The following is a 21,492-nucleotide window of genomic DNA, read 5'->3' as shown; positions in this document are numbered from 1 at the left end:
GCTGGTGAACGCCGGTGGGGCGGATGAGAAAAATGTGACGAAAGTAGTGCGCGCCTCCTTGACATGAGGTTGACTTCACTCCCGTGACCCCCGCCCCCCGGACGTCCCGTCGTCGCGCCGTGCTCTCCGCCGCCGCGCTCGTGCTCGCGTTCGTGGGGCTGCTCGGAGCCAGCGTCCTGACGCCCCTCCCCCCGGCCCAGGCGAAGCCCACCGAACGCACCGAGAGCGCACGCACCAGCTCCTACCTCTGCACCGGTTACACCGGCTGCGCCCAGGCGGGCTACTCCCACTTCGGCTACAAGCAGGCGAGCGGGGAGATGTACTGGCGGATGTACTCGGGTCACAACTGCACCAACTACGTCGCCTACCGGATGATCAAGAACGGCATGTCGACCGAACGTCCCTGGGACGGCACCGGCATGGCCTACAACTGGGGCAAGGCCAACCGCTCCATCACCGACGACACCCCGATGGTCGGGGCCGTCGCCTGGTGGGACGCCTACGACGGCGTCGGGTCCAGCGGCCACGTCGCCTACGTCCAGGAGGTCGTGAGCAACCGGAAGATCATCATCTCCGAGGACAGCTGGAGCGGAGACTTCCACTGGCGCACCATCACCAAGGACGGTGGCGGGTGGCCCACGGGCTTCGTCCACTTCGCCGACCGGAGCGTGGCGATGACCGAGGCGCCCTCGGTGACGGGGACGCCGCGCATCGGCCAGACCCTGACCGCCGACACGGGCACCTGGCGCTCCGCCACGACCTACGCCGTGCAGTGGCTCTCGGCCGGCACGCCGATCACCGGGGCGACCGGCACCACGCTCGAGGTGACCAAGGCGCTGCACGGGACCCGGATCTCGGTCCGGGTCACGGCGACCGCGTCGGGCTACGCCGACGGCACCGCCACCAGCGCGCGCACCCCGCAGGTGCGCCGCGGGCTGATGGAGACCGCCTCCGCGCCGACGATCACCGGCACGCCCCGGGTCGACGAGCAGCTCGTGCTCGACCGCGGCAGCGCCGCGCCGACGGCCGACAGCTCCACCGTCGAGTGGTACGCCGACGGCGTGCTGCTCGAGGGCGCCACCCGCAACCGGCTGGTCCTGGGCCAGGAGCAGATCGGTGCGCAGATCACGGCGCGCGTCGTCCACCGCAAGGACGGCTACCGGGCCCTCGCGTCCGTCTCCGAGCCGACGCCGGTCGTCGAGGCCGGCCTGTTCGAGGTCACCGAGGACTTCCGCCTGACCGGCAAGCTCCGGGTCGGCCACACCCTCACGGTCACGCCGGGCACCTTCGCGCCGGCCGGGGCCACGGTGAGCTACACGTGGCTGCGCGGTGACGAGGTGATCGCGGGCGAGGACGGACCGGAGCACGTCCTGACCGGGGACGACCTCGGCCAGCAGCTCTCGGTGCGGGTCGGGCTGACGCACCCCGGCTACCAGGACCACACGGCCGTGCTCCCCGCGCGCCGCGTCGTCACGACGCGGCCCACGCTCGAGGTCGACGCGCTCGGCATGGTCCGCAAGGCCGTCGTCAAGCTGCGGCTCGCCGCGCCCGGCGTCGAGCACCTGTCCGGCCCCGCGAGCGTCCGGATCGACGGCCGGACCGTCACCGGCGTCGTCGAGGACGGTCGGCTCCGCCTCGTCGTACGCCGCCTCGAGCCCGGTCGCCACGCGGTGCGTGTGCGCTACGACGGGACCGACGTCGTCGAGGGGGTCCGTGCCCGCGACGCGGTGCGCGTCACCCGCGGCTGACCGTGTGACGGAATGTTGCCGCCGTGCTCGCGGTTGTGACAGGCATGACACAGGTCCAGACCACCACCAACGCCGACTTCTGGTTCGACCCCGCCTGCCCGTTCGCCTGGATCACCTCGCGGTGGATCCTCGAGGTGGAGCAGGTGCGTGACATCTCCGTCACCTGGCACATCATGAGCCTCGCCTTCCTCAACGAGGACAAGGACATCCCCGACTCCTACCGCGAGATGCTGTCGACCGCGTGGCAGCCCGTGCGGGTGTGCATGGCGGCGAAGAACGCCCACGGCCAGGAGGCGCTGCTGCCGCTCTACACGGCGCTCGGCACGCGCCGGCACAACGAGGGCAAGGAGCTCACGCGCGAGGTCATCGAGGAGGCGCTCGCCGAGGCCGGTCTGCCGACCGAGCTCGCCGACGCGATGGACGACGACTCCTACGACGAGGACATCCGCAAGTCCCACCGCCGCGGCATGGAGCAGGTCGGCGACGAGGTCGGCACGCCGACGATCGCCTTCGAGGGCGCGGCCTTCTTCGGCCCGGTGCTCAGCAAGATCCCGCGGGGTGAGGAGGCCGGGCTCCTGTGGGACGGCTGCGTCGCCGTCGCCCAGGTGCCCTACTTCTACGAGCTCAAGCGCAGCCGGACCGGCGAGCTCGACTTCAGCTGACGTCCCGCGACCCGACGGGCGGTTCGACGCCCGTCGGGTCCTCGCGCATGATGGAGGGGTCATGCGCCTGTTCCCCCCGACCGTCCTGACAGCCCTCCTCGTCGTCCCGCTGCTCGCCGCGCCGGCGGCCGCCGCTCCGCCCGACCCGCGGGTCCGGCTCGCCGACGTCGGTGCCGTGCGCGAGGCCGACGTCGCGCTGGCACCCGGCACCACCAGCCTCGAGACCGACCCCTACGCAATGGTCGCGGCCACCTGGGCCGACGGCGACCCGGTCGTCGAGGTCCGGACGTCGCCCGGCGGTGACTGGGAGGTCCTGCCCGGTCTGGCCGACGGTCCCACCCCCGGCGAGGGGGAGGGGCGAGCGGGCCTCACGGCCACCGAGCTGGTCTGGGTCGGCCGCACGCAGGACCTCGACGTGCGGGTGACCGGGGAGGCGCAGGACCTCGAGCTGGTCCTGATCGACCCCGGGTCCGACGGGCCTGCTGCGGCCGCGCCGGCGTCGCGGCGTACGGCCCGGACGGCGGAGGCGGAGGCGGACGCGGCTCCCCGGCCGACGCTGAGGACGCGCAAGGACTGGGGCGCCGACCCCCGCTGGCGCAACGGTCGCCCGCACTACAACAAGCGGCTCAAGCAGGTCCACGTCCACCACACGGCGACCGGCAACGGCTATCGGCGCAGCGACGTCCCGGGGATCATCCGCGGGATGTACCGCTACCACACCCACGACCTCGGCTGGTTCGACATCGGCTACAACTTCCTCGTCGACCGCTTCGGGCGTGCGTGGGTCGGCCGCTCGGGTGGACCGAGCCGCCTGGTGCGCGGCGCCCACACCCTGGGCTTCAACAAGACCTCCGTGGGCATCGCCGTCATCGGCACCTTCGAGGAGCGGACGCCACGCAAGGACGCGCGCCGCACGGTGGCGCGGCTGGCGGCGTGGAAGCTCGACAAGCACGGGCGCGACGCGACCGGCAGGGTGTGGGTGCGCTCGACCGGCAGCGACAAGTATGCCGACGGCGAGCGCGTCCGGTTGCCGGTCGTCGACGGGCACCGCGACACCAACGACACCGCCTGCCCGGGCCAGAAGCTCTACGACCGGCTGCCCGGCATCCGTCGTGTCGCCCAGGCCCGGATCGACCGCTTCGGGGCCTAGCCGGAGGTCCGCGCCTACGACCCCGAGGACGCGGTGGCGGCCGTGGTGGCCGCGGCGACGGCTGCGGTCATGGCGGCCTGCGAGGCCTGGACCGCGTCGCGGACGGCGTCGGCTGCCCAGGCACCCTCCGAGATCGCCTTCGCCCGACGGCGTACGTCGCCGGCCGGGACGCCCGGTGCGCCGACCTGCTTGTGGACCTGCCCGACGGCATGGAGGAGGGCGACGAGCGATGCCGACCGGGGGTCGGGCTCGAGCCCGGTGACGAGGATGTCGTGGAGCCGCTGGCGCACCTGCCGCTCGTGGGCGACGTCGGCCGCGGGCCAGGTGGTGTGGGGGAAGAGTCCGAGGAACCGGCCCTCGCGCTGCTCGAGGATGCCGCGGGCGACGAGCCGGCCGAGCAGCCGCTCCCGTGCGCCCTTGCCGATCCGGTTGACCAGGTCCTGGGCGTTGCGCTGCTTCGCTGCGACGACCCGTACCGCGGCCCGCAGCTCGGGGTCGCTCGGCTCGACTCCCGCGGTGGCGTGCACGGGGGTGGTCCGCCACAGCCGGTGCTTCTCGCCGACCTCGACCAGTCCGTCCAGCGCGAGCTCGATCAGGAGGGCACCGCCGAGCAGGGGCTGGTGCTGGGTGGCGGCGGGCATGGTGCCCTTCTCGTCGTCGAGCAGGAGGAGGAGCAGGTCCTCCGCGATCAGCAGGTCGGTTCCGGATCCGTCCACGGCTCCACGCTACGTCCGACGCCGCAAACCCGGTACGGACGCCGATGGCCGCGCACCTAGGATTGCGCGCATGAGCCATGTCCTGTCCGCCGTCGCCTGGCCCTACGCCAACGGCCCGCGCCACATCGGCCACGTCGCCGGTTTCGGCGTGCCCTCCGACGTCTTCAGCCGCTACATGCGGATGGCGGGTCACGACGTGCTGATGGTGTCCGGCACCGACGAGCACGGCACCCCGATCCTGGTCACCGCCGACAAGGAGGGGAAGACGGCACGGGAGCTCGCCGACGAGAGCAACCGGGTCATCGTCGAGGACCTCCAGGGCCTCGGGCTCTCCTACGACCTGTTCACCCGCACGACCACCGGCAACCACTACGCGGTGGTGCAGGAGATGTTCCGCACCTGCCAGGCCAACGGCTACATGGTGGAGCAGACGACGCAGTCGGCCATCAGCCCGAGCACCGGCCGCACCCTCCCCGACCGCTACATCGAGGGCACCTGCCCGATCTGCGGGTACGCCGAGGCGCGCGGCGACCAGTGCGACAACTGCGGCAACCAGCTCGACCCCACCGACCTGATCGACCCGCGCTCGAAGATCAACGGCGAGACCCCGCAGTTCATCGAGACCCAGCACTGGTTCCTCGACCTGCCCGCCGTGGCGGACGCCCTGGGCGAGTGGCTCGACGGCCGCGAGGCGTCAGGCACCTGGCGCCCCAACGTCATCAAGTTCTCCCAGAACATCCTCGAGGAGATCCGTCCCCGCGCCATGACGCGCGACATCGACTGGGGCATCCCCGTCCCGGGCTGGGAGGACCAGCCCACCAAGCGGCTCTACGTCTGGTTCGACGCCGTCATCGGCTACCTGTCCGCCTCGATCGAGTGGGCCCGCCGCCTGGGCGACCCGGAGCGCTGGCGCGAGTGGTGGAACGATCCCGAGGCACTGTCCTACTACTTCATGGGCAAGGACAACATCGTCTTCCACTCCCAGATCTGGCCGGCCGAGCTGCTCGCCCACAACGGCGCCGGCTCCCGCGGCGGGGAGCCCGGTTCCTACGGCGTGCTCAACCTGCCCACCGAGGTCGTCTCCTCGGAGTTCCTCACCTTCGGCGACGCCCAGTTCTCCACCAGCCGCGGCCACGTGATCTACGTGCGCGACATGCTCGAGCGCTACGGACCCGACCCGCTGCGCTACTTCATCTGCGCCGCCGGCCCCGAGACCTCCGACGCGGCCTTCACCTGGGCCGAGTTCGTCACCCGCAACAACTCCGAGCTGGTCGCCGGCTGGGGCAACCTGGTCAACCGCACCGCGACGATGATCGCCAAGAACTTCGGCGAGATCCCGCCCTGCGGCGACCTCGAGCCGGTCGACGAGGCTGTGCTCGCCACGGTCCGGGAGGGGTTCGAGAAGGTCGGTGGTTTGGTGGGCCACCACCGCCTGCGCGCCGGCATCGCCGAGGCGATGCGCGTGGTCGGCGAGGTGAACAAGTACCTCACCGTCACCGAGCCCTACAAGATGAAGGACGAGTCGCAGCGCGACCGCCTCGCGACGGTGCTCCACGTCGCCGCCCAGTGCGTGAGCGACTGCAACACGCTGCTCGCGCCCTTCCTGCCCCATGCGGCCAACCAGGTGCACCGGGTGCTGGGCGGCGAGGGCGAGTTCATGCCGATGCCCGTCATCGAGCAGGTCGAGGAGCTCGAGCCCGACAACGGAGCCGGCCTCGACACCTACCCCGTGATCACCGGTGACTACGCCGCCACCCCGGCGTGGGAGTCGCGCCCGGTCAAGGTCGGGGCCGCGGTCGGCAAGCCGACCCCGGTCTTCACCAAGCTCGACCCGAGCGTCGTCGAGGAGGAGCTGGCCCGGCTGGGCTGACCCGCCATGGCCGACTTCACCGACGACGAGCTGGCCGGCATCCTGGCCGACCGCGCAAGCGGTCGCGCCGAGGGCGCGGCGGAGGCCACGGTCGACGTGGCGCGCGTCGAGGACGTGGCGGCCGGCGGCGTCCCGTCCCGGCTCTACGTGCCCGAGGGCGCGCGTGACGCGATCCTCTACCTCCACGGTGGCGGCTTCGTGCTCGGCGACCTCGTCAGCCACGACGGGTTCGCCCGGCGGCTCGCGGCGGCCACCGGCTGGGCGGTGCTGATGCCGGCCTACCGGTTGGCGCCCGAGCACCCCTGGCCGGCCGCGGCCCACGACGCCCGGTCCGCGTCCGACTGGCTGGAGCAGCAGTCGTTCGACCGGCTCGTCGTCGCCGGCGACTCCGCAGGCTCCGCGCTCGCGATCGGTGAGGCGCTCCGGGTGCCGGAGCGCTGGGTCGGCCAGGTGCAGGTCTATCCGTTCGTTGATCCCGGGGGCGCGACGTACGACCGTGAGCTCACCGGCATCGACCTGACCGTCGAGCGCTGCGACCTGTTCTGGCGGATGTACCTCCAGGGCGGGGACGGCGACGAGGCGCTCCACGTGCTCGCGGGCAGTGACCTGGCCGGCCAGCCGCCGGCCCTGGTCCACCTGGCCGAGATCGACGTGCTGACCCCCACCGGCCACGCCTACGCCGCGCGGCTGCGGGAGGCCGGTGTGCCGGTCGACGTCTCGGTCTTCCCGGGGGTGCTCCACGGCTTCTGGCGCAAGACCGACAACGACCAGGCCGCCCCCGCCCTCGACGACCTCAGCGCGTGGCTCGACCGCCGCTAGCGCCTCAGAGGTCGCCGAAGGCCGCTCGGGGGCCGAGGTCGAGCCGTACGCCGGCCAGCACCGGCAGCAGCTCGCGCTCCTCGTAGCGGAAGTGCGACTCCACGATCGCCCCGATCCCGTCGAGGTGACCGAGCAGGCGGTCCGGCGGGAGCCGGCGGTCGAGGGCGTCGCGCAGGTCGTGCAGGAGGCGGCTGATCGCCTCGTGGTCCTGCGTCAGCCGTTCGATGACCGGCGCCAGCTCCGGCTGCTGCTGCCGCAGGGCCGGGAGGAGCATGCCGTCCTCTGCCTCGTGGTGGCCGCCGAGGGCGGCGCAGAAGCCGTGGCAGAAGAGGAGCAGCTCGCGCTCGGGGGCGGGCACGTCCTCGCCCGCCTCGGCGGCGGTCCGCACGACCGACAGGGCGTCTCGCAACCGGGAGTGCGCGCGCCGCATCTCGTCGGCCCACGCCACCAGCCGTGTCCCGTCGCCCGTCATCGCGCACCTACCCTAGTCGCGTGCGTGTCACCCTCCAGCTGCAGCCGAACTGGCCGCACCTCGGCGGGACGGTGATCGAGGCCCTCGCCCGCGACGGCCGCTACCGCTCGCAGTTCGAGACCGGCACCTCCAACGGCGGGCTCACGGCCCACCCCGGCGGGAGCCGCTGGCGCTGGGAGTCGCGCCTCTTCGACGGGAGGTACGACGCCGCCGACCCTGCGACCCGGCCGGTCTACGGCGCACTCGACCGGCACGAGGACCCCTACGGCGGGTCGATCCGGTTCGGCTCGGCCTACCTGGTGATGGCCGAGCACACCCTCGAGCGCACCACGTTCTGCTATCCCGACTCGGTCTTCGAGCCGCAGCACGTCGGGGGTCCCGAACGCAGGGTCGAGCTCGCCGGGCTGGCCGACGCGGACGTCGCGTCCGGAGCGCGGGACGACCACCTCGACGACTACGTCGAGGCCCACGTCCACGGTGGCGTCGACCTCGCCGTCGACGTCGAGGAGCTGGTCATCGACCCGTGCTTCCGCGGCACGCCGGTGGGCGCTGCTGCCCTCACCCTGCCCTGCGAGGTGCGCTTCCATCCCGGCTTCTCGGTGGCCACCGCCGACCTGACCGCGGACTACCGGGGCGACGCGCCGCTGGCCCTCGCCCGCTCCCTGGGAGAGGTGCTCACCCCCGACGTCGTCGGCGACGCCGCCCGGTCGGGCGCGCACGACCGCCAGACGGTCAAGCAGGTGTGGCACCTGCTCGCCCGGTTCGGCCGGCGCTGAGTCAGAAGCCGATCGCGGTCGCCGGCGGCAGGTCGGTGCGAAACGCCCGCCACAGCTCGCCGACGGCAGGGGCGTCGGGCAGCAGCCCTGCCCGCTGGTGGGCCAGCAGGTTGCCGCCGCCGAGGTAGGCGGCGCCGAGCGCCCACACGGGCAGCTCGACGTCGGCCGCAGCGTCGGTCCGCTCGGCGCGTCCCTCGCCCGCGTCGACGACGACCCGCCACCGTCCGGCGTGCCACGGCGCGTAGGGATCGACCAGGTCGACCACCACGTCACAGTCGGCGGCGTAGGACCGCAGGGGCAGCGCGGCCGGGAGGTCGACCAGCCGCACCCACAGGTTGTCGGCCGGCAGGACGTCGCTGGCGGCCCGCGGTCCCAGCCACGACCACAGCGGGTCGTCGAGGGCGGTCTCCGGGAGCTTCACCGTCGCCATCAGGTCGAAGTCGACCAGACGGCGCAGCAGGGCCAGGCGGGTGGCAGGGTCGCCGAAGAGCGCGTGCACCTCGAGCGTCCCCTGGGGCCGGTGCTGCTCCCACTTGTGGGTGCGGCGGAACGCGGCCAGCCCCACGTCGACGCCGTCGCGGACAGCGAACAGCATCCGGCGTGGCTCCTTGTCGCGCAGCCGCTCGGGCGACTCGCGCAGCACCGCGCGGTAGTAGCCCTCGTCGCCGACCACCGAGCCGGGCTGGTGCTCGCCGACGCGCTGCTCGCACTCGATGGTGCGGCGCACGAGGTCGTCGCCGGTCTCGGTGGCCAGCCGGGTGGTGGTCGCCGCGGCGGTCTCGTCGAGGCCCGGGGCCGTGAAGGTCGTGCCACGGCCGAGGGACAGCGTCGTCGACTGCGAGGCCAGGCCCCAGCCGTGCCGGCCGTAGATCGCGGCCTCGCTGGCGTGGAGCCCGGAGACGGCGACGCCCTCCCGGTGGGTCTGCTCCACGTGGTGGCGCAGCATCTCGGTCAGGACGCCGCGTCGCCGGTGGTCGGGGTGGACGCCGACCCAGGTGAGCCCGGCCATCGGCACCCACCGTCCGCCGCCGGCGTACGGCACGGAGAGCTGCATCGGCCGCACGCCGTAGATGCCGGGGTAGGTCGCGGGGTCGTGGGCACCGTCCTCGACGCGGGCGGCGAACCGCTGGTCGGGCGGCACGCCTTCGAGTTGGGTGGCGGTGGGTGCGGACTCGGGCTCGTCGAACCAGACGAGGAGGTCGGTGGCGAGGAAGCGTTCGTCGTCGTCCGCCCGGTCGACGACCACGGTCTGGGATGCCATGCCGACAGCCTGTCGCTGGTGGGACCCGGCCCGCCACCCGTTTACGCTCCGCCCATGACCGCCGAGATGTACCTGCCGCGCTTCTACGTCCAGCAGAAGTTCGCGATGACCACCAACCGCTACGCGCTCTACGCCGTGAACCCGGACGGCAGCTCCGGACAGCTGATGGGTCTGGCCCAGCAGAAGCGGATGGCGTTCAAGGAGGAGGTCACCTTCTACACCGACGAGTCGAAGACCCGGGCCGTGTTCTCGTTCAAGGCCCGCAAGAAGCTCGACCTCAGCTCCGGCTACGACATCCGTGACGAGGCCGGCCAGCAGATCGGTTTCTTCCGCAAGGACTTCGGTGCCAGCCTGCTGCGCTCCACCTTCCACGTCGAGGGCCCGGGCTACCACGGCGTGGGCCAGGAGCGCAGCCAGGCGGTCGCCATCGTGCGGCGGTTCGTCGACATCCCGTTCCTGCCGATCCACTTCGACTACGTCGAGGCGTCCGGGACGCCGCTGCTCAGCGTCGAGCGACAGGCCAGCGTGCGCGACAAGTACACCGTCACCGTCCCCGACGAGCGGGTCGACTTCCGGGTCGCGGCCGCGGTGGCGGTGGCGATGGACGCGCTCATGGCCCGCTGAGGCGCGCCGGCGCCCGGACTGGGACACTTCCGCCATGCGCGTGCACCTCGGCTCCGACCATGCCGGCCTCGACCTGAAGGCCCACCTGGTGGCCGCCCTGACCGACGGGGGCCACGAGATCGTCGACCACGGCCCGTTCGTCCACGACCCCCTCGACGACTACCCCGTCTTCTGCCTGCGTGCGGCCGAGGGCGTCGCCGCCGAGCGTGCCGAGGGGCGTGACGACGTGTTCGGCGTCGTCATCGGAGGCTCCGGCAACGGCGAGCAGATGGCGGCCAACAAGGTCATCGGCGTCCGCTGCGCCCTGGTGTGGTCGGAGGAGACCGCAGTCCTCGGTCGTGAGCACAACGACGCCAACGTCGTCTCCGTCGGCGGTCGGCTCCACTCCCTGGAGGACATGACCCGCTTCGTCGAGGTCTTCCTCGCGACCCCGTTCAGCGGCGACGAGCGCCACGTCCGGCGCATCGGCCAGCTGTCGTCCTACGAGACGACGCGCGAGCTGCCGCCGCTGCCGGAGTCGGCGCTCGGCCACGGTTCCTGACCCGTGCCCGAGGGCCACACCCTCTTCCGGCTGGCGCGCGACCTCACCGGGGCGTTCGCCGGCCACCGGGTCCGGGTGTCGAGCCCGCAGGGTCGCTTCGCCGCCGACGCGGCCCTGGTCGACGGATCGCTGCTGCTCGGCGCCGAGTCCGCGGGCAAGCACCTGTTCGTCGAGCTCGAGCACGAGCGGCTCATCCACGTCCACCTCGGGCTGATCGGCCACTTCGACGTCACCACCGGGGCCGAGTCGGTGCCGGAGCCGGTCGGGCAGGTGCGGCTGCGGCTGGTCGCGGCCACGCCGTCGGGTGCGGCGTACGCCGACCTGCGGGGCGCGACCCGCTGCGACCTGGTCGGGCCGGCCCGGCGCGACGAGGTCCTGGCCCAGCTCGGGCCCGACCCGCTGCGGGCGGACGCCGAGCCCGACCGCGCGTGGCAGCGGGTCCGGCGCAGCCCACGCCCCCTCGGCGACCTGCTGCTCGACCAGGCGGTCGTGGCGGGGGTCGGCAACGTCTACCGCGCCGAGGTGCTCTTCCGGCAGCGCCTCCACCCCCTGCGCCCCGGCAACACGCTGCGCGTCGGCCAGTGGCGGGCGATCTGGGACGACCTGGTCCCGCTGATGCAGGAGGGCGTGCGCCTCGGCCGGATCGACACGGTCCGGCCCGAGCACACCCCCGAGGCGATGGGCCGTGAGGCCCGCGAGGACGACCACGGCGGCGAGGTCTACGTCTACCGCCGGACGGGGCAGCCGTGCCTCGTGTGCGGCCGTCCCGTACGGACCGAGGTGCTGGCGGGACGCAACCTCTTCTGGTGTGCGCGATGTCAGCCACGCTTCCGCTCGCGGGCCGTACAGTGACCGCGATGGCGCAGCAGAGACGACCCGGCAGGGCCGCCACCTCCCTCCGCCGCAGCACGACGCCGGAGGAGCGGATGCTGTGGCTGCTGACCGCTGCCTCGGTCGTGATCGTGGTCGGCATCGGGGCCTTCCCGCAGAACGTGCCGCTGGTGACGCTGCTGCTGCCGATGCTTCTCGGGAGCCTCAACCTGAGCCCGCGCCACCTGCCCTGGTTCGTCGTGTCGCTGCTGGTCGCGCTGGTCGGCCTGCTCGCCCAGCAGAGCGCCGAGGAGCGGCTCACCGAGCGCGTGGTCGGCGGTGTTGCCGTCATCTTCGTGGCCGCGTTCATCATCCTCGTCACCTCCTTCCGCCGCACCCGCCTCGGCGTCGCCGGGATGCAGGGGGAGTCGATGCTGATCGACCTCCGCGACCGCATCCAGCGCCAGAGCGTCCTGCCCGCGCTGCCGGCGACCTACGGCGCCGAGACGGCGCTGCGCTCGGCGGGCGGCACCCCCTTTGCGGGCGACTTCATCCTCGGAGCCCGCCCGGCCGGCACCGACCGGTTCGAGGTCGTCGTGGTCGACGTCTCCGGCAAGGGCGAGGGAGCCGGCACCCGCGCGCTGCTGCTCGCCGGTGCGCTCGGCGGCCTGCTGGGCGCCGTACCCCCGGAGCAGCTGCTGCCGGCCGCCAACACCTTCCTCGTCCGCCAGGACTGGGAGGAGGGGTTCGCGACCGCCATCCACCTCTCCCTCGACCTCGGGTCGGGCCGCTACGCGGTGCGCAACGCCGGCCACCCGCCGGCCGCCCACCGGGCGGCGGGCAGCGGGAAGTGGGACCTCAGGTCCGAGCCCGGCCCGGCCCTCGGGCTCCTCGACGGCGTCGACTTCCCCTCGGTGGAGGGCGAGCTGCGCCCGGGTGACGCGCTGCTGCTCTACACCGACGGCATGGTCGAGAGCCGCGACCGCGAGATCGGTCTCGGCATCGACCGGCTGGTCGGGAAGACCGACCAGCTCCTGCGCGGCGACTTCGAGGGCGGCGCGGAGCGGCTCGTCGACTCGCTCGGGTCGCGCAACGACGACCGCGCGCTGGTCCTGCTCCACCGCCGCTGACGCGGCCGCTCGGGTGGCCGCTCCGACGGCCCTGGTTTCACGCGCCGCGTGACCGCTGTGGCACCATGACCCCTGCTCGACCGGCCGCCGCAGGCGGTGTCCGGGAGCGTCGCGGATGTAGCTCAATGGTAGAGCCCCAGTCTTCCAAACTGGCTACGCGGGTTCGATTCCCGTCATCCGCTCCGAGGGGGTCTCCCCGGTGCCCGTGAGGGCGTCGGCGGCCCGTTCGGCGGGGCGTAGCGTAGTGGCTAGCGCGCCTGCTTTGGGAGCAGGAGACCGCAGGTTCGAGTCCTGTCGCCCCGACCCACCACCCCGGCGCGGCAACCCCCCGGCCCGGGACGATTTCGGCGCTACGCCGCCGGGTCGGTAGTCTGGCAGGCGGCCTGGGTCGCGGCCTCCCCCGTGCGTCCCGCACGTGTCCTGCCGCAGCCGGCCCGCCCGTCGCCCGACGGGCCCCTGACATCGAAACACCTGAGGAGACAAGCCTGTGAAGAGCGCCGTCGAGACCTTGAGCCCGACCCGGGCCAAGCTGACCGTCGAGGTGCCCTTCGAGGAGCTCAAGCCGAGCCTCGACGCGGCCTACCAGCAGATCGCGAAGCAGATCAACGTCCCCGGCTTCCGCCGCGGCAAGGTCCCGCCGCAGGTCATCGACCGCCAGGTCGGCCGCGGCGCGGTCCTCGACCAGGCGATCAACGACGCGCTGCCGAAGATGTACGTCGAGGCGCTGCAGGAGAACTCGCTCGAGCCGATCGCCCAGCCCGAGATCGAGGTGACCAAGCTCGAGGACAACGACACTCTCGAGTTCACCGCCGAGGTCGACGTCAAGCCGGAGATCACCGTCCCCGACTACGACGGTGTGGAGGCGCAGGTCGACGACGTCGAGCTGACCGACGCCGACGTCGAGGAGCAGGTCCAGGCGCTGCGTGAGCGGTTCGCCACCCTGCTCGACGTCGACCGCCCGGCCGCCGACGGCGACATGGTCGTCATCGACCTCAAGGCCACCCAGGACGGCGAGGTCGTCGAGGGTGCCGAGGTCGCCGGCATGTCCTACCAGGTCGGGCGCGGCGGCATGCTCGACGGCCTCGACGAGGCCCTCACCGGCATGAGCAAGGGCGAGGAGAAGACCTTCTCCAGCCAGCTCGTCGGCGGCGACCTGGTCGGCCAGGACGTCGAGGTCGCGGTCGCGGTCCAGCAGGTGCAGCAGCAGGAGCTGCCCGAGCTCGACGACGAGTTCGCCCAGCTCGCCTCGGAGTTCGACACCGCCGAGGAGCTCCAGGCCGACGTGCGCGAGCGCCTCGGTCGTGGCAAGCGCCTCGAGCAGGCCGCCGCCGCGCGCGACGCCGTCCTCGAGGCCCTGCTCGAGAAGATGGAGGTGCCGCTCCCCGAGGCCATGCTGGCCGAGGAGCTCACCGCCCGCCGTCAGAACATCGAGCAGCAGCTCGCCATGGCCGGCATCACCATGGACTCCTACCTCGAGGACGAGAAGCAGACCCTCGAGGAGTTCGAGGCCGACCTCGACCGCCGGACCCGTGACGCCATCACCGCCCAGTTCCTCCTCGACGAGATCGCGAAGAAGGAGGAGTTCGGCGTCGACCAGCAGGAGCTCTCCTCCCACCTCGTGCGGCGTGCCCAGCAGTCCGGCCAGGACCCGCAGGAGTTCGCCAACCACATGTTCGAGCACAACCACATCCCCGAGCTGGTGCAGGAGATCCTGCGGGGCAAGGCGCTGGCGACGATCGTGGAGGCCGCGACCGTCACCGACGCCTCCGGCAACCCCGTGGAGCTGAAGAACCTGCAGCCCGACGGCACCATCGGCGAGCCCGAGGCGGCTGCCGACGAGGCTGAGGAGACCACCGAGGACAACGCCGAGGACAACGCCGAGGACAACGAGGCCCCGGCCCAGGCCTGATCCCCGCACTCCTGACGAGGGCCCCGCACCGACCGGTGCGGGGCCCTCGTGCATGGTCTCGTGCGTGGACTCCCGCGTCGGTGAACGCCTGTTCACCGAACTGCTAGCCTCGGGCCATGGCACGCACCGGCCCGGGCGTCCTCGACGCGCTCTCGCTGCTCGCGCAGGTCTCCGACGAGCTCGTCGTCGGCACGGTCCGCGACACCCACACCGCCTGGCTCGACCGGTTCCGGGGAGGTCCCCTCCACCGGGGCGTCGCCGGTGGCGTCTACGCCGGCCTCGGGGCCGGGCTGCGGGCGACCTCGCGCGGGTTCGAGGCGCTCGCCGAGCGACACCCCGGTCCCGCGCTCGACGCGGACCCCCGCGGCCGCTTCCTGACGGCGGCGGTCAACGGGCTGATCGGCGACCGGCTGGCGCGGGAGCGGCCCCGGATGGCGCTCTCCCTGTCGGTGCGCGTGGACGGTCGCGACGTCGAGCCCGACGAGGCCGGGCTCGCCGCCGGCTTCCCTGACGCCACGGGCCGGGTCGTCGTCTTCCTCCACGGCCTCTGCGAGAGCGAGACGGCGTGGGACCTGCGGCGCGAGCGCCGTGGCACGACGTACGCCGCCTCGCTGGCGGCCGGGGGCTGGAGCCCGGTGATGTTGCGGGCCAACAGCGGGCTGCCGCTGCGCGAGAACGGCGTGGCGCTGGCCTCGCTGCTGGAGCGGGTGGTCGCGTCCTGGCCGGTGCCGGTCACGCGGCTGGCGCTCGTCGGCCACTCGATGGGCGGACTCGTCATGCGCGCCGCGGCCGCGGTGGTGGGGGAGCAGCAGGAGCCGCCGGCGTGGACGCGGCTCGTGTCCGACGTGGTCACCCTCGGCACGCCCCACCTCGGCGCACCGCTCGCCGCGCAGGTCGCGACCGGGAGCGTGGCGCTCGGACGCCTGCCGGAGTCGGCGGCGTTCGGGCGCATCCTCGACTGGAGGTCCGAGGGGGTGCGCGACCTCGTCCTCGGCCTGGCCGAGGACGTCCCGGCCCTGCCGCACGCGCGCTACCGGCTCGTGTCCGCCACCCTGACCCGGTCGCCGCGCCATCCTGTCGGCGCCGCAGTCGGTGACCTGCTGGTGCGACCGCCGTCGGCCCACGGCCGGGCGCGCGGCGGGCGCACGCTCTTCCCCGACGCGGAGGTCCTCCACGTCGGGCGGGCCGACCACTTCGCACTCCTCAACCATCCCCGCGTCGACCGGGCGTTGCAGGACTGGCTGTCGTGACTGCCTAGGCTCACGCAGGTGGGTGACTCCTTCCGACGCGGGCTGCGCCTCGGCGTCCCCTATGCCGCGGTGGCCACGGTCCTGTCGATGTCCTTCGGCGTGCTGGCCGTCCAGGTCGGCTTCACCCCGCTCCAGGCGATCGCCACCTCGGCCCTGGTCTTCGGCGGCTCCGCGCAGTTCGCCTCGCTCGCGATCGTCGGCGCCGGCGGTGGCATCCCGGCCGCCCTCGGCGCCGCGACGTTGATGCACTCGCGCTTCCTCGCGATGGGCATCGCCATGGCGTCCTCGCTCAAGGGCGGCCCGCTCCGCCGCGCCCTCGAGGGCCAGGCGACGGTCGACTCCTCGTGGGCCACGGGCAGCCGCGGCGACGGGACGTTCGACCGCGGGCTCGTCTTCGGCATGACCGCGCCCCAGTACGTCGGCTGGGTGCTCGGCACGGCCGCCGGTGCCTACGGCGGCGGACTCGTCGGCGACCCCGAGGCGCTCGGCCTCGACGCCCTCTTCCCGACGTTCTTCATCGGCATCCTCATCGCCGACCTGCGGCGCCCCCGTGCCCGGGTCGCGGCCGTGCTGGGCGGTGCGGTGGCGCTGGCGCTGGTCCCGTTCACCCCTCCCGGGGTCCCGGTGCTCGCCGCCAGCCTCGGCGCGCTCGTCGGGCTCGCGCGGCCCGGCGCCCGGCCGGCGGGGGAGGAGGCGGCATGACGCTCTCGGAGACCCAGGTCTGGGTGCTGATCGGCGCCCTGACCCTCATGGGCCTGCTCGTCAAGGGCATCGGCCCGGCCCTGGTCGGGGGCCGTGCGCTGCCCCGGTGGGCCAGCGGGGTGATCGCAGTGATGGCACCCGCGCTCCTGACCGCCCTCGTCCTCACCGCCGTGCTGACCGACGGCCGGCGGCTGGCCGCGGGCGCCGACACCGTCGGGGTCGCCGTGGCCGCCCTGCTCCTGCTCCGACGCGCACCGTTGCTCGTGGCCTGCCTGGCCGCCGTGGTCGTGACCGCGGGCCTGCGGCTGCTGGCCGGCTGAGGGTCAGGCCAAATCCGCTGTCGGCGAACAGCCCCCCTGCGCCCGTGGATCCGTCCGACCGAGCGGCTAGGGTCGGCGACGTGAACCTGAACTCCAGCCCCTCGATCTCCCCGGAGGCCAACGGCGGCGGCTCCTACGGGCTCGACGACCACATCTACCAGCGCCTGCTGCGCGAGCGGATCGTCTTCCTCGGGTCCGAGGTCCGCGACCAGAACGCCAACGCGATCTGCGCCCAGCTGTTGCTGCTGTCCGCGGAGGACCCCGAGGCCGACATCTTCCTCCACATCAACAGCCCCGGCGGCTCCGTCGACGCCGGCATGGCGATCTACGACACCATGAACTACATTCCCAACGACGTGGCGACGGTCGGCATGGGCCTGGCCGCGTCGATGGGTCAGTTCCTCCTCTGCGCCGGGACGAAGGGCAAGCGCTACGCCCTGCCCCACGCGCGGATCATGATGCACCAGCCCTCCTCGGGCATGGGCGGCTCCGCCTCCGACATCAAGATCCAGGCCCAGCAGTCGCTCCACATCAAGCAGGTCCTCCTCGAGCTGATCGCCCAGCACACTGGCCAGGACCTCGAGCAGGTCGTGACCGACGCCGATCGCGACCGCTGGTTCACCGCCGACCAGGCGCGCGAGTACGGCCTGGTCGACCAGGTCATCAAGAGCGCCCGCGAGGCCGCCGACCAGGGCCGTCCGGCCCGCACTGACAACTAACGCGAGGACGCGACATGAACTACTACATCCCCCAGTGGGAGGAGCGGACCTCCTACGGCTTCCGCCGCATCGACCCCTACGCCAAGCTGTTCGAGGACCGCATCATCTACCTCGGCACGCCGATCTCCGACGACGTCGCCAATGCGGTCATCGCCCAGCTGATGTGCCTGGAGTCGATGAACCCCGACCAGGACGTCCAGATCTACATCAACAGCCCCGGTGGCTCGTTCACCGCGCTGACGGCGATCTACGACACGATGCGGTTCATCAAGCCCGACGTGCAGACCGTCTGCATCGGCCAGGCGGCCTCCGCCGCCGCGATCCTGCTCGCCGCCGGCTCGCCCGGCAAGCGCACGGCGCTCCCCAACAGCCGGATCCTGATCCACCAGCCCTACACCGAGGGCACCTTCGGCCAGACCTCCGACATCGAGATCCAGGCCAACGAGATCCTGCGCATGCGCGAGCTGCTCGAGACGATGATCGCCGAGCACAGCGGCCGCGACCGCGACCAGGTCAGCCAGGACATCGAGCGCGACAAGATCCTCACCGCGGACCAGGCGGTCGACTACGGCCTCATCGACGCCGTGATCCAGCCGCGCAAGGGCAGCCCGGCCCTCGCATGACCCGAATCGGCGAGTTCCTCGTGTCACCGGCGCGTCAGCCGGTGGCACGGGGTACCGTCGTCTGGCTGTCCCCGGGGGACGGCATGCTTGACGCACCATCCGGAGCCGACCGTGGCGCCGGACCGACCGGAGGTTGATGGCGAGTGGCACGCATCGGTGACGGTGGCGACCTGCTGAAGTGTTCCTTCTGCGGGAAGAGCCAGAAGCAGGTCAAGAAGCTCATCGCCGGACCCGGCGTCTACATCTGTGACGAGTGCATCGACCTGTGCAACGAGATCATCGAGGAGGAGCTCAACGAGGGCGCCGAGGTCGGTCTCGAGGAGCTGCCGAAGCCGAAGGAGATCTTCGACTTCCTCAACTCCTACGTCATCGGCCAGGAGCAGGCGAAGAAGTCGCTCGCCGTCGCGGTCTACAACCACTACAAGCGGGTCCAGGCCGGCCTCCAGCCGACCGTCGGCAAGCACTCCAAGGAGGAGTCGGTCGAGGTCGCGAAGTCCAACATCCTCGTCATCGGTCCGACCGGCTGTGGCAAGACCTACCTCGCCCAGACGCTCGCGCGCATGCTCAACGTGCCGTTCGCGATCGCCGACGCCACGGCCCTCACCGAGGCCGGCTACGTCGGTGAGGACGTCGAGAACATCCTGCTCAAGCTGATCCAGGCCGCCGACTACGACGTCAAGAAGGCCGAGACCGGCATCATCTACATCGACGAGATCGACAAGGTGGCCCGCAAGGCGGAGAACCCCTCGATCACGCGCGACGTCTCCGGTGAGGGCGTCCAGCAGGCCCTGCTGAAGATCATCGAGGGCACCACCGCCTCGGTGCCGCCGCAGGGTGGACGCAAGCACCCCCACCAGGAGTTCATCCAGATCGACACCACGAACATCCTGTTCGTGGTGGGCGGCGCCTTTGCCGGCCTCGAGCAGATCATCGAGAGCCGCGTCGGCAAGAAGACGCTCGGCTTCACCGCGGAGGTCCGCGGCAAGGAGGAGCGCGACGCCGACGACCTGCTCGCCCAGGTGCGCCCCGAGGACCTCACGAAGTTCGGCCTGATCCCCGAGTTCATCGGTCGCCTGCCGCTGATCGCAAGCGTGAACAAGCTCGACCAGGAGGCGCTGGTCCAGATCCTCACCGAGCCGCGCAACGCGCTGGTCAAGCAGTACCAGAAGCTCTTCGAGATCGACGGCGTCGAGCTCGAGTTCACCGACGACGCCGTGAAGGCCATCGCCGACCAGGCGATGGAGCGAGGCACCGGCGCCCGCGGCCTGCGCGCCATCATCGAGGAGGTCCTCCTCCACGTGATGTACGACGTGCCCTCCCGCGGCGACATCGGCAAGGTCGTCGTCACCGGCGAGGTCGTGACCGACGAGGTCGCGCCGACCCTGGTGCCCCGGGCCGACACCAAGAAGCGCAAGAGCGCCTGAGGCGCGTCCGACGGGACCACCCGGTCGGACTAGCGGGCATAGTCACTTCGGGCCATTTGGGCTACGTCTCCTTGGTGGAGGCGCGGCGCCCCGTCACACTGGGGTGACATCTCGGAAGGACCCCCCAGCCTGATGAACGACTCCCACCGGCGCCCCCTGTTCGCCTACGTCCTGGTCACCGTGGCCGGGGCGGTCATCGTCGCGCAGGGAATGGCCGTCACTGGCTTCCTTCCCTACTTCCCGGGTGTGCCGCTCGAGCGGGCTGGCCAGGATGTCGTCAGCCGGGGTCAGCTTCTCGACGAGTCCGCCGTGGAGCCACGCGAGGGATCCGGCGTTGCAGGAGAGGCCGGATCCGGTCTCCGCCTGGTGATCGACAGCAACACCTTCGCCGCCCCGGCGGCCCCGGCCGCGCCGGAGGCTCCGGCGTCCGCGGCCCCCGTGCCGGAGCCCTCCGGCGCGATCCGCTCCGACCTCGTGGGCTCGACCGCGGCCGGTCCGGCGGGCGGCGGCGACCAGACCGGCGGCAAGCAGGGCGGAGCAGGAGGGATCGCGGGTGACGGCCCGGCCTTCGGCGGTCCGCCGCAGGCGGCACCCGGCGCCGACGACGACGGGACGACCGGCGCTGGCGACGGCCCCCAGTCGTCGGACGGGCCCGAGCCCCACGACGTCGACCACGGTGCCGGCGGCCAGGGGAACCACCACGGCGCGGCCCAGCCGCCGCGGGGTCCGGGGAACAACAACGGTCATGGCCACGGCGCCGACCAGGACGACCCGGGCCGGGCCACGGGTCACGACAAGCCCGCCAAGGACAAGCCGGGCAAGGACAAGCCGGGCAAGGACAAGCCGGGCAAGGACAAGCCGGGCAAGGACAAGCCGGGCAAGGACAAGAAGAACGGCTGAATCACGACATCCTCCGAACGGACCACGGCGCGTAGTCATTTCGGGTCATTTGTCCTCGTTCGTCGGGAGTAGTGCCGATGGGTGTTCACACTGGTGACACATCTCGGAAGGGCAAGCACGATGAACGCTTCACAACGCGGGCCACTGGCCGCCTACGTCCTGGTCACGGTGGCCGGGTCGGTCGTCGTTGCCCAAGGCCTCTTCAACGGGGCGGTGTTCGGGCCTGACACCCTGCTCGGCCGCCTCTTCGGCGCGCCCGAGAGCCAGACCATGGTCCTGTCCGAGCGGTTCGACCCGGTGCCGGTGCCGGCGCCCGCGGCCCCGACACCTGCCCCAGGGTCCGCTTCCTCCACGCCCGCGGGGTCTGACGCCCTCGCGCCGCAGCTCGCCTTCCTCGACTCCATCGGCGTCACCCCGGCGTCGGAGACAGAGCCTGACGTCGGCGCCGCGTCGCCGACCGCTCCGGCTCCGGCCCCGGTGCCGAACCCGCAGGGCGTCAGCTCGACCATCGTGGTCGACGGTGCTCCGTCGGGGCCCGGTGGCGGGAACCCGAACCCCGGTCCCGGCGACGACTCCGGCACGGACGTCGAACCCGGCCCAGGCGGTCTTCCCGTCCTGGCCCCCGTCGACGACGAGCCGACCGAGCCACCCGTGCCGACCGAGCCGGTCGAGCCGCTGCCGAACCCCGTCGACCCGCCTCCGACCACCGAGGAGCCTCCGACCGAGGAACCGCCGGGTGAGGAGCCTGTCGACGACCCCGGCATCCCGCCGGTCGTGCCCGACGAGCCCACCGAGGAGCCCGAGGAGCCGGCGGAGCCGCCCGTGGAGGAGCCGGTCGAGCCGCAGGAGCCGCCCGCGGAGGAGCCGGTCGAGCCGCCGGCCGAGGAGCCGGCGGCCGAGGAGCCGGTCGCGCCGCCTGCGCCCGAGGAGACCGTCGAGCCCGAGTGCGAGGCTCCTGCGGAGGAGCAGCCGCCCGCGACCGACGAGCAGGAACCGCAGCAGGACGACGAGCCCGCACCTGCCGAGGACAAGGCCGGCGACGTCGCCGCCCGTCGCGACTGATCCG

General features: G+C 72.4%; 22 protein-coding genes and 2 tRNA genes. 21 read left to right on the top strand and 3 right to left on the bottom strand.

Annotated elements, in window-relative coordinates:
• The first annotated feature begins 83 nt into the window (after positions 1–83).
• From ABD091_RS03480 to ABD091_RS03470, 3 genes are all read left to right on the top strand, one after another.
• Positions 84–1,748: a CHAP domain-containing protein gene (locus ABD091_RS03480; protein WP_343915753.1), complete on the top strand. Its 1,665-nt coding sequence runs from the start codon at positions 84–86 to the stop codon at positions 1,746–1,748.
• A 44-nt stretch (positions 1,749–1,792) separates the two neighbouring features.
• Positions 1,793–2,410, top strand: a complete 618-nt coding sequence (locus tag ABD091_RS03475; protein ID WP_343915752.1) for a mycothiol-dependent nitroreductase Rv2466c family protein — start codon at positions 1,793–1,795, stop codon at positions 2,408–2,410.
• 61 nt (positions 2,411–2,471) lie between these two features.
• Positions 2,472–3,560: a peptidoglycan recognition protein family protein gene (locus tag ABD091_RS03470; protein ID WP_343915751.1), complete on the top strand. Its 1,089-nt coding sequence runs from the start codon at positions 2,472–2,474 to the stop codon at positions 3,558–3,560.
• A gap of 14 nt (positions 3,561–3,574) precedes the next feature.
• On the opposite strand, the gene ABD091_RS03465 is transcribed toward ABD091_RS03470, so the two are convergent.
• On the bottom strand, positions 3,575–4,276 hold the full coding sequence (locus ABD091_RS03465; RefSeq protein WP_343915750.1) for a GOLPH3/VPS74 family protein: 702 nt from the start codon (positions 4,274–4,276) through the stop codon (positions 3,575–3,577).
• 70 nt (positions 4,277–4,346) lie between these two features.
• Here ABD091_RS03465 and metG point away from each other — a divergent pair, with 70 nt between their 5' ends.
• A complete protein-coding gene (gene metG / locus ABD091_RS03460) occupies positions 4,347–6,146 on the top strand; it encodes a methionine--tRNA ligase (RefSeq protein ID WP_343915749.1) in 1,800 nt (599 codons plus the stop codon).
• A gap of 6 nt (positions 6,147–6,152) precedes the next feature.
• Positions 6,153–6,965 carry an alpha/beta hydrolase gene (locus tag ABD091_RS03455; RefSeq protein ID WP_343915748.1) on the top strand — a complete coding sequence of 271 codons (813 nt, stop codon included), beginning with the start codon at positions 6,153–6,155 and terminating at the stop codon, positions 6,963–6,965.
• Between the two features lie 4 nt (positions 6,966–6,969).
• Here ABD091_RS03455 and ABD091_RS03450 read toward each other — a convergent pair whose 3' ends face one another.
• Positions 6,970–7,437 (bottom strand): hemerythrin domain-containing protein, encoded by a 468-nt coding sequence (locus ABD091_RS03450; protein WP_343915747.1) that lies wholly within the window; start codon positions 7,435–7,437, stop codon positions 6,970–6,972.
• A 20-nt stretch (positions 7,438–7,457) separates the two neighbouring features.
• Between ABD091_RS03450 and ABD091_RS03445 the strand changes: the two genes are divergently transcribed.
• Positions 7,458–8,213, top strand: coding sequence for a DUF3626 domain-containing protein (locus tag ABD091_RS03445; protein WP_343915746.1), 756 nt, complete (start codon positions 7,458–7,460; stop codon positions 8,211–8,213).
• Position 8,214: 1 nt separating this feature from the next.
• Here ABD091_RS03445 and ABD091_RS03440 read toward each other — a convergent pair whose 3' ends face one another.
• Positions 8,215–9,474: a GNAT family N-acetyltransferase gene (locus ABD091_RS03440; protein WP_343915745.1), complete on the bottom strand. Its 1,260-nt coding sequence runs from the start codon at positions 9,472–9,474 to the stop codon at positions 8,215–8,217.
• Between the two features lie 54 nt (positions 9,475–9,528).
• On the opposite strand from ABD091_RS03440, the gene ABD091_RS03435 reads away from it, so the two are divergent.
• The 15 genes from ABD091_RS03435 to ABD091_RS03365 all read left to right on the top strand — a co-directional run bounded on the left by ABD091_RS03435 (position 9,529) and on the right by ABD091_RS03365 (position 21,488).
• Positions 9,529–10,098, top strand: coding sequence for an LURP-one-related family protein (locus ABD091_RS03435; RefSeq protein WP_343915744.1), 570 nt, complete (start codon positions 9,529–9,531; stop codon positions 10,096–10,098).
• A 34-nt stretch (positions 10,099–10,132) separates the two neighbouring features.
• The gene (locus tag ABD091_RS03430) at positions 10,133–10,639 is read left to right on the top strand and encodes a ribose-5-phosphate isomerase (RefSeq protein ID WP_343915743.1); all 507 of its coding nucleotides are present in this window, start codon (positions 10,133–10,135) and stop codon (positions 10,637–10,639) included.
• 3 nt (positions 10,640–10,642) lie between these two features.
• Positions 10,643–11,491, top strand: a complete 849-nt coding sequence (locus tag ABD091_RS03425) for an Fpg/Nei family DNA glycosylase (RefSeq protein WP_343915742.1) — start codon at positions 10,643–10,645, stop codon at positions 11,489–11,491.
• A gap of 5 nt (positions 11,492–11,496) precedes the next feature.
• Positions 11,497–12,579 (top strand): PP2C family protein-serine/threonine phosphatase, encoded by a 1,083-nt coding sequence (locus ABD091_RS03420; RefSeq protein WP_343915741.1) that lies wholly within the window; start codon positions 11,497–11,499, stop codon positions 12,577–12,579.
• A gap of 111 nt (positions 12,580–12,690) precedes the next feature.
• Positions 12,691–12,761, top strand: a tRNA-Gly gene (locus ABD091_RS03415).
• Positions 12,762–12,809: 48 nt separating this feature from the next.
• Positions 12,810–12,882, top strand: a tRNA-Pro gene (locus ABD091_RS03410).
• A 184-nt stretch (positions 12,883–13,066) separates the two neighbouring features.
• On the top strand, positions 13,067–14,488 hold the full coding sequence (gene tig / locus ABD091_RS03405) for a trigger factor (RefSeq protein ID WP_343915740.1): 1,422 nt from the start codon (positions 13,067–13,069) through the stop codon (positions 14,486–14,488).
• 116 nt (positions 14,489–14,604) lie between these two features.
• Entirely contained in the window at positions 14,605–15,738 is a 1,134-nt protein-coding gene (locus ABD091_RS03400) for an alpha/beta hydrolase (protein WP_343915739.1), read from the top strand.
• A gap of 18 nt (positions 15,739–15,756) precedes the next feature.
• On the top strand, positions 15,757–16,440 hold the full coding sequence (locus ABD091_RS03395; RefSeq protein ID WP_343915738.1) for an AzlC family ABC transporter permease: 684 nt from the start codon (positions 15,757–15,759) through the stop codon (positions 16,438–16,440).
• Positions 16,437–16,760 carry an AzlD domain-containing protein gene (locus tag ABD091_RS03390; RefSeq protein WP_343915737.1) on the top strand — a complete coding sequence of 108 codons (324 nt, stop codon included), beginning with the start codon at positions 16,437–16,439 and terminating at the stop codon, positions 16,758–16,760. Before ABD091_RS03395 ends, ABD091_RS03390 begins: the two co-directional genes overlap by 4 nt.
• A gap of 80 nt (positions 16,761–16,840) precedes the next feature.
• Positions 16,841–17,479: an ATP-dependent Clp protease proteolytic subunit gene (locus ABD091_RS03385; RefSeq protein ID WP_379189003.1), complete on the top strand. Its 639-nt coding sequence runs from the start codon at positions 16,841–16,843 to the stop codon at positions 17,477–17,479.
• Between the two features lie 14 nt (positions 17,480–17,493).
• Positions 17,494–18,102 carry an ATP-dependent Clp protease proteolytic subunit gene (locus tag ABD091_RS03380; RefSeq protein WP_343915736.1) on the top strand — a complete coding sequence of 203 codons (609 nt, stop codon included), beginning with the start codon at positions 17,494–17,496 and terminating at the stop codon, positions 18,100–18,102.
• A 143-nt stretch (positions 18,103–18,245) separates the two neighbouring features.
• Positions 18,246–19,526, top strand: a complete 1,281-nt coding sequence (gene clpX, locus ABD091_RS03375; RefSeq protein WP_343915735.1) for an ATP-dependent Clp protease ATP-binding subunit ClpX — start codon at positions 18,246–18,248, stop codon at positions 19,524–19,526.
• A 132-nt stretch (positions 19,527–19,658) separates the two neighbouring features.
• Positions 19,659–20,426, top strand: coding sequence for a hypothetical protein (locus ABD091_RS03370; protein WP_343915734.1), 768 nt, complete (start codon positions 19,659–19,661; stop codon positions 20,424–20,426).
• Positions 20,427–20,546: 120 nt separating this feature from the next.
• The gene (locus ABD091_RS03365; RefSeq protein WP_343915733.1) at positions 20,547–21,488 is read left to right on the top strand and encodes a hypothetical protein; all 942 of its coding nucleotides are present in this window, start codon (positions 20,547–20,549) and stop codon (positions 21,486–21,488) included.
• Positions 21,489–21,492: the final 4 nt, after the last annotated feature.

It is taken from the genome of Nocardioides aestuarii, assembly GCF_039527245.1.
Classification (GTDB): Bacteria; Actinomycetota; Actinomycetes; order Propionibacteriales; family Nocardioidaceae; genus Nocardioides; species Nocardioides aestuarii.
This window is presented reverse-complemented; position numbering and strand designations above follow the sequence as displayed.

Coding starts and splice junctions, on each gene's coding strand:
- metG (WP_343915749.1), top strand. CDS start 4,347: ATGAGCCATGTCCTGTCCGCCGTCGCCTGGCCCTACGCCAACGGCCCG.
- ABD091_RS03455 (WP_343915748.1), top strand. CDS start 6,153: ATGGCCGACTTCACCGACGACGAGCTGGCCGGCATCCTGGCCGACCGC.
- ABD091_RS03450 (WP_343915747.1), bottom strand. CDS start 7,437: ATGACGGGCGACGGGACACGGCTGGTGGCGTGGGCCGACGAGATGCGG.
- ABD091_RS03400 (WP_343915739.1), top strand. CDS start 14,605: ATGGCACGCACCGGCCCGGGCGTCCTCGACGCGCTCTCGCTGCTCGCG.
- ABD091_RS03365 (WP_343915733.1), top strand. CDS start 20,547: ATGAACGCTTCACAACGCGGGCCACTGGCCGCCTACGTCCTGGTCACG.
- ABD091_RS03370 (WP_343915734.1), top strand. CDS start 19,659: ATGAACGACTCCCACCGGCGCCCCCTGTTCGCCTACGTCCTGGTCACC.
- ABD091_RS03470 (WP_343915751.1), top strand. CDS start 2,472: ATGCGCCTGTTCCCCCCGACCGTCCTGACAGCCCTCCTCGTCGTCCCG.
- ABD091_RS03475 (WP_343915752.1), top strand. CDS start 1,793: ATGACACAGGTCCAGACCACCACCAACGCCGACTTCTGGTTCGACCCC.
- ABD091_RS03390 (WP_343915737.1), top strand. CDS start 16,437: ATGACGCTCTCGGAGACCCAGGTCTGGGTGCTGATCGGCGCCCTGACC.
- ABD091_RS03430 (WP_343915743.1), top strand. CDS start 10,133: ATGCGCGTGCACCTCGGCTCCGACCATGCCGGCCTCGACCTGAAGGCC.
- ABD091_RS03435 (WP_343915744.1), top strand. CDS start 9,529: ATGACCGCCGAGATGTACCTGCCGCGCTTCTACGTCCAGCAGAAGTTC.
- ABD091_RS03420 (WP_343915741.1), top strand. CDS start 11,497: ATGGCGCAGCAGAGACGACCCGGCAGGGCCGCCACCTCCCTCCGCCGC.
- ABD091_RS03380 (WP_343915736.1), top strand. CDS start 17,494: ATGAACTACTACATCCCCCAGTGGGAGGAGCGGACCTCCTACGGCTTC.
- ABD091_RS03440 (WP_343915745.1), bottom strand. CDS start 9,474: ATGGCATCCCAGACCGTGGTCGTCGACCGGGCGGACGACGACGAACGC.